Annotated in this window: 12 protein-coding genes; 8 read left to right on the forward strand and 4 right to left on the reverse strand. The window is 44.9% G+C overall.

What is annotated here, in order from left to right; genetic code table 11:
* Nucleotides 1-41 precede the first annotated feature (41 nt).
* The 8 genes from FE810_RS01595 (at nt 42) to putP (ending at nt 9,327) form a co-directional block, all read left to right on the forward strand.
* Nucleotides 42-1,028 (forward strand): DUF58 domain-containing protein, encoded by a 987-nt coding sequence (locus FE810_RS01595; RefSeq protein WP_138318270.1) that lies wholly within the window; start codon nt 42-44, stop codon nt 1,026-1,028.
* Nucleotides 1,016-1,504, forward strand: coding sequence for a DUF4381 domain-containing protein (locus tag FE810_RS01600; protein WP_171022190.1), 489 nt, complete (start codon nt 1,016-1,018; stop codon nt 1,502-1,504). The genes FE810_RS01595 and FE810_RS01600 overlap by 13 nt, the downstream gene beginning before the upstream one ends.
* Nucleotides 1,501-2,523, forward strand: a complete 1,023-nt coding sequence (locus FE810_RS01605) for a vWA domain-containing protein (RefSeq protein WP_138318272.1) — start codon at nt 1,501-1,503, stop codon at nt 2,521-2,523. The genes FE810_RS01600 and FE810_RS01605 overlap by 4 nt, the downstream gene beginning before the upstream one ends.
* Nucleotides 2,513-4,480 (forward strand): vWA domain-containing protein, encoded by a 1,968-nt coding sequence (locus FE810_RS01610; RefSeq protein ID WP_138318273.1) that lies wholly within the window; start codon nt 2,513-2,515, stop codon nt 4,478-4,480. Before FE810_RS01605 ends, FE810_RS01610 begins: the two co-directional genes overlap by 11 nt.
* Entirely contained in the window at nt 4,474-6,114 is a 1,641-nt protein-coding gene (locus tag FE810_RS01615) for a BatD family protein (protein WP_138318274.1), read from the forward strand. Before FE810_RS01610 ends, FE810_RS01615 begins: the two co-directional genes overlap by 7 nt.
* 161 nt (nt 6,115-6,275) lie before the next feature.
* The gene (locus tag FE810_RS01620) at nt 6,276-6,845 is read left to right on the forward strand and encodes a sigma-70 family RNA polymerase sigma factor (RefSeq protein ID WP_138318275.1); all 570 of its coding nucleotides are present in this window, start codon (nt 6,276-6,278) and stop codon (nt 6,843-6,845) included.
* A complete protein-coding gene (locus FE810_RS01625) occupies nt 6,838-7,551 on the forward strand; it encodes a DUF3379 family protein (protein ID WP_171022192.1) in 714 nt (237 codons plus the stop codon). Before FE810_RS01620 ends, FE810_RS01625 begins: the two co-directional genes overlap by 8 nt.
* Before the next feature lie 306 nt (nt 7,552-7,857).
* Entirely contained in the window at nt 7,858-9,327 is a 1,470-nt protein-coding gene (putP, locus tag FE810_RS01630) for a sodium/proline symporter PutP (RefSeq protein WP_138318277.1), read from the forward strand.
* A gap of 150 nt (nt 9,328-9,477) precedes the next feature.
* Here putP and galE read toward each other — a convergent pair whose 3' ends face one another.
* The 4 genes from galE to FE810_RS01650 all read right to left on the reverse strand — a co-directional run bounded on the left by galE (nt 9,478) and on the right by FE810_RS01650 (nt 13,278).
* Complete coding sequence (galE, locus tag FE810_RS01635) at nt 9,478-10,488, reverse strand: UDP-glucose 4-epimerase GalE (RefSeq protein WP_138318278.1); 1,011 nt, start codon at nt 10,486-10,488, stop codon at nt 9,478-9,480.
* 19 nt (nt 10,489-10,507) lie between these two features.
* The gene (locus FE810_RS01640) at nt 10,508-11,464 is read right to left on the reverse strand and encodes a DHHA1 domain-containing protein (RefSeq protein ID WP_138318279.1); all 957 of its coding nucleotides are present in this window, start codon (nt 11,462-11,464) and stop codon (nt 10,508-10,510) included.
* 63 nt (nt 11,465-11,527) lie between these two features.
* Nucleotides 11,528-12,289 (reverse strand): glycosyltransferase family 2 protein, encoded by a 762-nt coding sequence (locus FE810_RS01645; RefSeq protein WP_138318280.1) that lies wholly within the window; start codon nt 12,287-12,289, stop codon nt 11,528-11,530.
* A gap of 182 nt (nt 12,290-12,471) precedes the next feature.
* Complete coding sequence (locus FE810_RS01650; RefSeq protein WP_171022194.1) at nt 12,472-13,278, reverse strand: glycosyltransferase family 2 protein; 807 nt, start codon at nt 13,276-13,278, stop codon at nt 12,472-12,474.

Raw genomic sequence — 13,278 nt, forward strand, 5'->3', positions numbered from 1 at the left:
GTCCATGTGAATACTCATGTGAATACTGTGGTGAAAGACTAATGTGGTTTAACAAGGTAAGTGATTCCCCTACCCCTGCCAATATCGACCAGCAACTGGCGACGCTGGCCAGCGATGGAGTGCACCTATCGATTGACGAAATGCTTTATTATCAAGGTAAAGTTTCATTGATCGATTTGGCGCCTAAGAAGGCGCTGCATGGCCAATTGGCCGGCAACTATCTGGCGCGTACTAAAGGCCGGGGGATGGAATTTGATGAAGTACGTCATTATCAAAACGGCGATGATATCCGTGCCATTGACTGGCGCGTAACCGCTCGCACGGGTAAAACCCATACAAAGCTATTTCGGGAAGAAGTCGAGCGTCCTGTGTTGATTGCCACGGATTTTGGCAACTCCATGTATTTTGGCTCGCGTCTATTGTTTAAATCCGTTCAGGCAGCTCATGTCGCAGCGCTACTTGGCTGGCATGCCAGTAAGCGTGGCGACCGATTAGGAGGCCTGGTATTTAACCAAAATCAACACATGGAGCTAAAACCGAAAAGCCGACAAAAAGGTGTCCTCCATTATCTGCATACACTCGAAGAGCTGCATAAGGTGCAATCGACAGAGAACACCGACAATCAATATTTTTATGATAATTGTCTGCGCTTGAAACAAATCGCCAAACCCGGAGCTCTTGTCTACCTCATTACCGACGGCTATCACTTCGATAGTCGAGCGATCAAACCGTTAAGCCAAATTAGCCGTCACTGTGAACTTGTGGTTTGCCATATTCACGATCCGATGGAGTTAGCACTACCGAATTTTCATCAGAAAACCGCGGTAGCTCTGACCAATGGTGAACAAGAATTACAGTTGACTTTAGGTGACAAGAAAACAGCCCGGCAATACCAAAAACAGGCGGATGAAAGGTTTGAGCAATTGCACGGGTACTTTCGAAAAGCAGGCGCCCGCTGTCTGTCCTTCTCCGCCGGCGAAAGTATCGAACAACAATTAAAATCAGGAGTTGCATCTTGGATCCCTTAGAACAATTGAAGGATATCCATTTACCTGAAACGATATCAATCTGGCCACTGGCCCTGGGTTGGTGGATTATCATTGCTATATTTTTGGGTTTGATTGCCTTTGCAGGCTACCGCTATCGGCAGCACCTAAGTTACTGGCAAGTAAAAAAACAAGGGCTCAGCTATTTGTCTAATGACGAAGCAATTAGCAGTGAACAAGCGTTAAACACATTAAAATGGATATGCCTGCACTATTTTTCACGTCAGCAGGTGGCGAGTTTACATGGCGAAACTCTGTTGCGTTTCTTGCTAACCCAATTGCCGACCCAAGTGCAGCCAAAATTCAAAGTCTTGGCACAAGACGCAATTGTTGAACATTACCGTAGAAATAAACATGATATTTACGCGCCGCAGATGCGCCAGGCCGCCATTCTCTGGTGTCAGTCTGCGCAACTACCTAAACCTCAAGATAAAAAGCTAACCGGAGGCGATTCATGATTACTTTCGCCTGGCCATGGCTGGCATTATGTTTGCCTTTACCTTTTGTGCTCGCGAAAATATTGCCAGCACGAACACAAACCAATGCGGCGTTGAAAGTTCCCTTCACTTTGGGACAAGTCCGTTCAAGTTCGTTAGTGGCGAATAACCGTAATCTCCCCTTACCTGTTTTCGTTATCTTGTGGTGCTTATTTGTTTTGGCTCTTACCCGCCCTCAGTGGTTAGGAGAGCCAGCGCCAATTGCCAGCGAAAGCCGGGAAATGATGATTGCCGTCGATTTATCAGGCAGTATGCAGATTGAAGATATGGAGCTTAACGGTCGTCAGGTTAACCGACTGACAATGCTCAAACAATTATTGGGTGAATTTATTGAACGTCGTCAGGGAGACAGACTTGGACTCATCCTGTTTGCTGACGACGCCTATATGCAAACACCGATGACTTACGACCGACAAACGGTTAAACAGATGCTCGATGAAGCTGTGATTGGTCTGGTCGGACAAAAAACCGCAATTGGCGATGCCATCGCACTTTCGGTAAAACGTTTCCTAAATAAAGATGATTCGAATCGGGTATTGGTGTTGCTAACCGATGGTCAAAACACCGCAGGCAAGGTTTCACCAGATCAGGCTCTGGAAGTGGCAATCGCCAACGATGTGACGATTTATACCATCGGCATTGGCGCTGAAGTGATGATGGAGCGCTCTTTATTTGGCAATCGAAAAGTAAACCCTTCCCGAGATCTCGATGAAACCAGTTTGAAGCATATCGCCAAACAAACTCAAGGCAGTTACTTTCGAGCAACAGATAGCGCCACGATGAGCAATATTTATGAAATGCTGGATCAGTTAGAGCCGGTTGAACAAGAGCAACAACAAATGCGGCCATTAACCGCTTTGTATTATTACCCATTAGCTTTGATGATCGCGATCATTCTTGGACTATGCCTGCTACCTTCGGTGCTAAACGTCTATCAATCATTACGTCAACAGATATCGGGGAAACGTCATGTTGGATAACTTTCATTTTCTTCGGCCGCTTTGGTTATTGGCGTTTTTTGCCCTGCTATTCATTCTTTGGCAACTAAAAAAGCTACGATTAGCAAACTCCGCCTGGCAGCGGATTGTTCCAAAACATCTGAACCGGGTATTACTGGCAAGCAACGAAACCGCAAAGCCCATCGCTTTACTACCAATATTACTGCTCGGCAGTGTATTAATTGTGGCGCTCGCGGGCCCCACCTGGAACAAATTGCCACAGCCAGTTTATCAAACCGATAAAGCCTCAGTGATCGTGATGGACATGTCATTTTCCATGTTGGCAACAGATACTAAACCGAACCGGCTCACGAGAGCACGCTTTAAAGCATTAGATCTTCTTGAGAAAGTCGCAGATGGGGATGTTGGATTAATCGCCTATGCGGGTGATGCCTTTGTAATTAGTCCATTAACCGAAGATATTAATAATATTCGCTTATTACTGCCATCGCTATCGCCGCAAATTATGCCAGAGCTCGGTTCAAACCCCTACCCTGCACTAATATTGGCGCATGAGATGTTATTTAATGCCGGTTATCAAAAGGGTGATATTTATTGGTTAACAGATGGTATCGATAGCGATGACCTGCAAGATATTAACGAATTTGGCCGGGAACACGAACACTCTATCAATATACTTGGTATCGGCACCGAACAAGGTGCCCCTATCACCCTTGATAATGGTGAACTGATGCGCGATCGCGGTGGCAGTATCGTGATCCCGAAACTCAATGGACGTATGTTAGCAGGGATCAGTGAACGCAATGACGGAAACTATCAAACCATCCGTAATGATGACGAAGACATCGAAGATTTAACCAGTACCGGTCGCATTTTAAGTGCTTCAGAAAGTCAGGAGCAAGAGGTTCAGGGCGATCAATGGCAAGAATCCGGTCCTTACTTATTGCTGATTGCTCTGCCTCTAATTCTGTTCTACTGCCGCAAAGGAATATTGTTGTCCTTGGCCTTACCCTGCCTATTATGCGCCTCGTTATTTACACCGGCCCCTGTTCAGGCATCGATTTGGGATGATTTATGGAAACGTACCGATCAGCAAGCACAAGAGAAATTTGAGCAACAGGATTTCAGTGCTGCTGCCTCCCAATTTAAACAACCTGCGTGGAAAGCCTCAGCCCAGTATAAAGCGGGCGACTATGAAAAAGCACTGGAAGCGTTTAGTCAGTTAAAAGGCATAGATGCGAAATATAATGAGGCGAACACGCTGGCTAAAATGCGCCGTTTTGAAGATGCCATCAAAGCTTATGATGATGTTCTTGCACAGGTCCCTGAACATGCAGATGCACTTGCAAATAAGGCTCTGGTCGAGCAATTGCTAGACCAGCAAAACCAGGACCAGCAAAACCAGGACCAGCAAAATCAGGACCAGCAAAACCAGGACCAGCAAAACCAGGACCAGCAAAACCAGGACCAGCAAAATCAGGACCAGCAAAATCAGGACCAGCAAAACCAGGAACAGCAAAATCAGGACCAGCAAAATCAGGACCAGAAAAATCAGGACCAGCAAAATCAGGACCAGCAAAATCAGGACCAGCAAAATCAGGACCAGCAAAATCAGGACCAGCAAAATCAGGACCAGCAAAACCAGGACCAGCAAAATCAGGACCAGCAAAATCAGGACCGGCAAAATCAGGACCAGCAAAATTCTGAACAATCGGATTCCGAGCATAAAGAGCCCGAGCCTGAAGGCGCGAATCAAACGGAGCAGGATGAGCAGCAATCAAAATCGGAGCAACCCGGACAGGCTCAGGAAGCTCAGGCACAATTGACCGAGCAAGAACTCGAGCAGCAGCAAAAACATCAACAGATATTAAAAAAGGTCACCGATGACCCTAACTTATTGCTGAGAAATAAAATGCGCCTTGAATATCGCAAACGTCGCCAAAATCGCAGTAGTATCGGAGTAAAAGAAAAGTGGTAAAACTAACAACAACATTGTGGTTAATCCTATTTAGTCTGATGGCACCTTTGAGTTATGCCCTCGACTCATTGACCACGAGCATCGATAAAAACCCTGCAACCGTAAACGAATCTTTGGTATTAACGGTTATCGCCAATGACTCGATGGATGCCGATGCCTTTGATCCCTCTGAATTAAACAAAGACTTTATTGTCGGCCGCACTTCGGTAAGCAGCCAAACTAGCATGGTCAACTTTAAGACCACTCGGATGACGCGTTGGACTACGGTGCTTGTGCCGCAAAAGCCTGGGAAATATACGATCCCGGCCTTCACTATTGAAGGCATCAGTTCTCAGCCAATTGATGTAGAGATTCTGGCCTCGAGTGACACTCGGGCCAAACAAAGTAAAGACGTTTTTATCAGCACTAAAGTATCGGACACACGTGTATACGTGCAGCAACAATTTACCTTAAAAGTTAAACTGCATCTTGCCCAGGAATTAAAAACCGGGAGTTTAACCGAGCCGAAAATGACCGGTGCTGAAATCAAACAAATAGGTGAAGATAAGGAGTCGATGGAAATCATCAATGGTATTCGCTACCGTACCATTGAACGCGCCTATTCTATCAAGCCTACCACCAGTGGCGAATTTACCTTGCATACGCCAATATTTGCCGGCGAAATCGTATCCGGCCAGCGTCGAGCCTTATTCTCTAATTTCGACCAGGGCAAGCCAGTTCAAGTCTCAGGGAAAGAAATTGTTATTGATGTAAAACCCAAACCAAGCGAATTCGTCGGTGACTGGTTACCCAGTGAAATCTTAACCATTGAAGATCAATGGCCAGAGCTAGATACCTTTCCATTAGGAGAGCCGATCACCCGTCGAGTTACGATAACGGCAGCGGCTCTTTCCGAAGAACAACTACCACAAATCAACTTTCGTGTGCCCGAAGGGATAAAGATTTACCCTGATCAACAACAGTCGCAATCGAATGTACAGTCTGGCTTACTTATCTCACAAAAAATCCAGGACTTTGCCATCGTGCCGAGTAGGCCTGGGATCTATACCATTCCAGAAGTTCAAATCCCATGGTGGAATACCAAAACAAATCAGGTGCAATATGCGACGTTGCCGCAACGAACGTTTACTATCGAAGGCAGCGTAGCAGCCATTACGCCTTCGCAACTCCCCATCAGTGAATCGGTCAACCTTGCCGGTAAACAAAATTTAACTTTGCAATGGCTATTTCTAACCGGTTGGATTTTAACGGCTCTTGCCTGGTTAATTACATCACTGAAAAAGCACGGAAAACTTCGTTTAAAGCCGAGCTCGAAATTCTCACCTGCGGCGCTTGGAGCAAGCGCTCCGTATTTACAAATCATGGCTGCATGTAAAGCAAATGATGGCAAGCGGGTAATATCACTGGTGCCCGAGTGGGCAGCAATCGTCTTCGATGATCCCGAGATAAAAGGCATCAATCAGGTTAACAATGCCTTTAATGACCCAGAACTTGCTCAATTGTTGAGTGATTTGCAAGCCAGTTACTTCGGCTCTAACCAGTCGATCTGGAATGGCGGCCCCTTACTTCAAAAAGTGATGGTACTGCAAAAAATCAAACCCAAATCAGAAACGACAATAAAGATGAATCCATAGAAGTTGCTAAAATGCATGAATTACAGCGACAGTAATGTCATTGGCTGTTTTGGGGTGATCATAGATCAAAAACCTCGCTTGCAACGTATTGTGAAGGGTCTGTTGCCATCAATGGATGAAAAGCCCTAAGATAAATTAAGTGTTAAAAGTGTGTTAACCCTATGATCCAGAAAATTTTTCGAAAGAAATCTTCACCCACTCAGGTCTCTAACGATATGGCGAGTAAACAAATAAGATACGAAGCGCTGGTAAATGCTTTGCACGCAGATCTATACCGTTATGCGTTCTGGTTGGTTCATGACCAGCACATTGCTGAAGACTTGGTTCAGGAGACCTTCCTGAGGGCATGGCGTGCCCTTGACTCTTTAAAAGATGAGAAGGCGGCTAAATCTTGGTTAATCACAATTCTTCGCCGTGAAAACGCTAGACGTTTCGAACGTAAACAATTGGATATGTCCGAATACGAAGAGCCCAGTATTGTTGACAACATCAGCACGACGACTGAGCAACAATTGGAAGATCACTGGTTGCGAGAGAAAATCGCCCGTTTACCTGCAGATTATCGGGAACCCTTAGTGCTTCAGGTGATCGGTGGGTTCAGTGGTGAAGAAATCGCAAATATGTTGAATTTAAATAAAAACACGGTCATGACACGACTATTCCGTGCTCGGAATCAATTGAAAGATGCAATTGAGTCCGAACAGAAACTTAAGGGGCGAAGCAATGGATGATTTAGAATTTCGGCGTCGACTCTATGCCGACCCAAAAGATAATAATTCCGACATTCAAAAAGGCATTGATGAGGACTCGGCGAATGCGAGGTTCTATGACGAGATCCAGCAGTTGGACAAACGCATCAATAGCGCTTTGCATGTTGAGGTACCTGAGAACCTGAGCAACAATCTGATCTTGAAGCAAACGTTAGCGAGTCATCGCAAACAAACAACGCAAAAGCGCTGGCACTTGGCGGTAGCGGCATCGGTCGCGTTTTTTGTTGGGGTGGGAATTAATTACTTTAATGCCTCACCGGTTTACACGTCAGTCGCGGATTATTCTCTTGCTCATTATTACCATGAAGAAGGTAAGTTTAGCCACAGTGCAGATGGCAGCGTGAATCTGGCCTCTTTGAATGACAAAATGCGCGATGTGAATGCGAATTTTAATGGTGAAATAGGCAACATTGTCGCGGTCAAGGATTGTTATTTCGATGGCATGGACAGTGTCCACCTGGTACTCGAAGGCAAGTACGATAATATTACCGTGTTTGTGATCCCGAAAGTTCAACATTTGGCGCAATCCCGGCAGTTCGCAGATAGTAAAATTCATGGCCTTAGCCGCGAATACCAGCAAGGTGAAGTGATCATTCTCGGGGATAAACGTGAAGCGTTAGATCTATGGCAACAAAAAATCGATGAAACCATCGAATGGTCAATTTAACCCTCTAGAATTGTGACGATCGACAGACCCTTAACCTATTGCATAGCCTGACACCTGTCAGGCTTTTTAATGCTGGTTCAAAATAAAACCGTGTATGGCACACATCAACCATTGTAGTTTTGGATTTCCCATGTCAAGACACCCGCTCTGCCAATAACCTCAGGTAGCCTGATTCATGGTTCTGACCCGTCCTCCTAATCGTTGCTCGCGCGATATTGAATACAGGATTTTGGGCAAATGTCTCTGGCAGAGAATCGCTTTCCTTGTTAGGATGCAAACCATAATTCCGACACTACAATTACAACTATGACATTGGAACTTCCGTTAATCGTAACTTTTATAGGTTACCTGCTCACAACCTTGCTTATCGGCTTTTTTGCGTATAAAGCAACAAACACATTAAGTGATTACATCCTAGGTGGGCGTCAATTAGGTCCTGCAGTCACAGCTTTGAGTGTGGGTGCGTCAGATATGAGTGGCTGGCTACTCCTTGGTCTGCCCGGCGCCATTTATCTTTCCGGAATCGGCGAAATATGGATCGGTGTCGGCCTGGTCATCGGTGCGTTTTTCAATTGGATCATTGTTGCTCCAAGGTTGCGAGGCTTTACCGAAAAAGCCGGTAACGCACTTACCATTCCGGAGTTTTTCGAAAACCGCTTTCAGGACAAGTCCGGTGTGTTGCGCATGGTATCTGCAATTACCATTTTGGTATTTTTCACCTTCTATGTCTCTTCGGGTCTCGTTGGTGGTGCCATCTTATTTGAAAAAGTCTTCGGCCTTGATTATCTACAGGCATTATTAATCGGCGCCGTAATTATCGTGTCATACACATTTCTTGGTGGGTTTCTGGCCGTTAGCTGGACGGATTTTTTCCAAGGTTGCCTGATGCTGTTAGCGTTGGTCATTTTACCGATTGTTGCCATTTCCCAAATCGGTGGTTGGCAGCAAACGGAACAAATTTTAATGTCAGTAAATCCTCAATATGCCGAGCTCTTTACCAATTTTTCCTGGATTGCATTTATTTCGCTAATGGCCTGGGGTCTTGGATATTTTGGTCAGCCTCACATACTTTCCCGATTTATGGCGATTCGCTCAGTGGAAGACATTCCAACCTCACGCAATATTGCGATGGCCTGGATGGTGTTGTCCTTAATCGGAGCTTTGGCTGTGGGCTTAGTGGGAATCGCCTATTATGCCGATAGTCCGTTAGAAAACAGCGAAACAGTATTTATCTTCCTCGCCAAAGCAATATTAAACCCATGGGTTGCCGGGGTGATTATTGCTGCAATTTTATCCGCGATAATGAGTACCATCGATTCCCAGTTGATCGTATGTTCATCCGTTATTGTTGAAGATTTCTATAAGAAATATAGCAAGAAGAAAGCCACCGAAGGTCAACTTGTCTGGTTGACGAGATTTTCCTTATTGGCCATTGCCATTTTAGCAACCGTCATTGCCTTGAATCCACAAAGTACGGTTTTAGGCCTAGTTAGCTATGCCTGGGCTGGTTTTGGAAGTGCATTTGGGCCAACGATTATTTTGGCGTTATATTGGCAGCACTACACACGATTTGGCGCCATGGCTTCAATCGTTACCGGTGCATTGGTCGTCATTGTTTGGGGTGAGTTAAAAGGATTGGGTGGTATCTTTGCCCTATATGAAATGATCCCTGGTTTTGTACTGGCATTATTGGCTGGTTTCCTGGTCTCTAAGTTAACCTATCGCGACAATGCACCTGAAACAAAAATGTTTAACACATTAAAGCATTCGCAATAACAGCTAGCCCAAGAGAATCGTTCACATTGAAAGCGCTGTGAATGGTTGAATTGGCGGGCGAAAACCAGCAATAAAAAAGGGGCAGATTAAGCCCCTTTTTCAATTGTAGCGTTAACGAGATTTTTTCGTGATCCGCTTTCGCGACGACGATTACTCAAATCCGTTAGGATTTTTCGACTGCCAATTCCAGGTATCCGCGATCATCTCTTTTAAGCCGCGTTTCGCTTGCCAGTGAAGCTTTTGCGCTGCCAGATTTGCATTGGCAAACACAGTGGCAATATCACCAGGACGACGTGTTACGACTTGATAAGGAATATCAACACCAGATATTTCTTTAAACTGATCAACAATCTGTAATACCGAGGTGCCATTACCCGTTCCCAAATTGATCGCGGTACAGCCTGGATTTTGCGCCAACGCATCAACCGCTTGCAAATGGCCCAGAGCCAAATCAACAACATGGATATAATCCCGAACGCCTGTACCGTCAATGGTATCGTAATCATCACCAAAAATTTGCAACTGCTTCAGTCGACCCACGGCAACCTGCGCTACATAAGGCAATAGGTTGTTTGGAATACCATTAGGATTTTCGCCAATCAAGCCACTTTCATGAGCGCCAATCGGGTTAAAATAACGCAAAGATATGATTGACCATTGAGGATCACTTTTGGCTAAGTCGAACAGAATATGTTCAATCATAAGTTTGGTTTGACCGTAAGGGTTCGTCGCCGAAGTCGGCATCGTCTCTAATAAAGGTGAAACATTGTATTCCCCGTAAACCGTTGCGGAAGAACTGAACACTAAACTTTTAACATTAAATTCAGCCATCACCTGCAGTAAAACTAATGTTCCGGCAACGTTATTTTGATAATAAGAAAGAGGGATTTCATTGGATTCGCCAACGGCTTTTAATCCTGCGAAATGAATGACGCCATCAATATCGTAATCCGTGAAAACCTGGCGCATTGCCGCTTCATCACAAATATCGGCTTTAATAAAGGTCGGTTTTACACCCGTGATTTTCTCGATGCGGTCAAGCACCAGTGTCGATGAATTACTTAAGTTATCAACGATCACAACTTCTCTGTCGGCTTTAATTAATTCGACAACGGTATGGCTGCCAATGTAGCCCGTGCCTCCAGTAATTAATAAACTCATATTCTTCTCTCTCTCAATATTATTTATAGTATTCTGATAAAACTTGAATAAACTGCTCCACTTGAGACTCAGGTAAAGCATTGACTCCGGCAGCGCCTGCACGTCCGCCACCGGTCGGGAATTGTATACATACCTCATCCGCCCCTTGCTTATTATTCAGCGGCGCCCGCACCGAAACCGTGTAGCTATCGTCAATATTTTTGGTGAATACTGCATGGGCTTTATCGGGTGACTGATTGGCGAGATCATTTCCAAAGACGCCACTAACTCTTCTTGACCATGCAGCATCTTCCAGACAGGCAACTTTGCAATGCTCGACATCAAATAACACTTCGGCACGAGAGGCTTTGGCCATATCATCGTTATACGCCTGTTGTAGCTGATAATATAACGAATCTTTGTCGCTAAACAAAGGTTCTGGGCTCTCAAAACCTAATAGCTTTTCATACAGTTTAGCTGGATGAAAGTGCAAATCGTCTGTGCTACGGCCATAGCCGTTGTAATTAATATAAACCCCAAGCTGCTCAAGTTGCTGAGTTAGTTGCGAAGATAAGCCAAGTTTTTTAGCGTGACGGTGAGCCGTTGCTTGCAAGTTATCGCCAAACGCTGCGGCGATAGCCCAAAGGTAGAATTTTCCTTTTAAATGATCATTGACCAGCAAACTGGTACAAACTTCAGGAGAAGTGTTGACCATGGCGTTTAAAAAAGAACTCGCGGGGATATCCCCAGAGCGATGATGGTCTATATAAACAACCGGAATTTGCTTGTCTAGTAAGGGTTGCAAAGCATCAATGTTCTTTTCCATGGAAATATCAAGAACGGTTACTGATGTCGCTTGGGTTAGGTCAACTTGCTTAAGTAGTGAGATATCACGTTTAACCCCAGTGATAAGTGTCGAGGTTTTTGGCTCTGCCAAGCGTAATTGCAATAACGCCAGGATGCCATCGGCATCACCGTTGAACACATCATAATGCATTGTTTTTATTCCCTATAAATTTTGGTAAACGTTATTTTGTTAATTCAATTTCCGGCTCGATTACTAGCTTCGAAATGTTGCTCTGTAGGCATAATTGATAAAGCAAATCATCGAGCGTGTCACGCCAAGCTTTTCCTGCTCGCGATATATCTGCCATTGGCGTTGAGCTTTGCGAATTTTATTACGCGAAATTGAGCCTGGCGTGATTCGGTAGTTCGTTAAAGGCTGCGGGTAATGGTGTGCATACCCGACTCGTTTGATGATGCTTAACCAGGTTGCATAATCTTGCCCCGTACGCAAATCCGGCATCATAAAGTAGCCCGTTTTGTTTTTGTCTACAACCACCGTAGAGCACCCAAAAGTCACGCGTTTTTTCAGCAGATCATCATAGCCAATCTGCCCTCTTGGTAAATGATCGACTAACCCGAGATTATTGCCCTGTTCATCAACCACTTGGTAACTGGTGCATGATACGGGGATCTGATGGCGCTGCATAAACGCGACCTGCTCGGCTAATTTATCTTTTTGCCAGCTATCGTCAGCGTCAAGAAACGCCAGATATCGACCTTTTGCCTGATCCATCCCCCGGTTGCGCGACAATGCCGCGCCCAGGTTTTTCTCATTTAAAAAAACATGAATATTATCATGTTTTTGGGCGTAAAAAGTTAAAAGTTGCCAAGTGTTATCTGTCGACGCATCATCGGTGATTAGCAATTCCCAATTAGGATAGGATTGCGCCAAAACACTCTCTATCGCTTCACCAACATACGCCAGTGAATTAAACGTCGACATTATAATCGAAACTTTGTCTATTTGCTCAGCCATATCGATCTGCTATATGTCTAAGGTATATATGCATCTTTGTCTAAAGATAATACCCACTAGGCAACGTCCGGTATCGCCGCGTCTATATTGTGCTCAAACCACATTCCTGTGTGCCTCTATATGCGCACCATTGTAATTACCTTCCTTTAAATATCAGAGCAACCGTTTATCAAACATGGTGTCTACAAAAGCGCCTGATACCCTTGATAATAGCCGCGGATCAGACTCTTCACATAACTTAATTGTCGATATCTGAGAAAATATCGCCACCCCCAACGCAATAATAATAATGGCCCTAACACCCCAAACCTCGACGCTGTTGCACCGCGAGCCTTAAAAATTCCATCACAAGCGAGCAGTCTTCCCTGCTCATGACAGGTGTGATAAATCAATATCTGATTGAGATTAATAATGCTGCCATCAACGCTCTCAATATCCAGTAAAAAGTTAACTTCCTCAGTCGCCGGTAATGGTGTGCCCAGCCCCAACTTTTCGTTGAACCGGATATTATGGTCGATGATAAACTGGCGCTGTACAATCAGCTCAATAGAACTCACCTGCAGCAATTGCAAACGCTTAAGAACTTTGTTGGTGGCGTAGGGTTTATAATAATTGCCGCGATTTTCAAGACAGCCGATTTGCGCTCTGAAAACCTGTGAGTTCGACTCTGATGCGATTAATTGCAACAGATCATTCAGATTATCCTGTTCAATCACAACATCATCATCAAGAAACCAGATGTATTGACCATGACTGTTCTCGATAACTAGGTTGCGGCTATGGCTTAAGCCTAGCTGTGAGTCAAAAACCGTAGTGACAAAATCAAGACAAGCGGGAAGCTTTTCATCTTCCCCCTGAATGACTACAAGAATTTCAACGCCAGCCACTTCTCCGAGTTTTTCCAGCATATCAATCAGACTTTCCATCCGACCGGCCATCGTCGAAAAACCTAGAGTAAGCTGAGGTTGGCGCCTAGCCGAGCTATTCAA

It is taken from the genome of Thalassotalea litorea, from assembly GCF_005843925.1.
GTDB lineage: Bacteria > Pseudomonadota > Gammaproteobacteria > Enterobacterales > Alteromonadaceae > Thalassotalea_A > Thalassotalea_A litorea_A.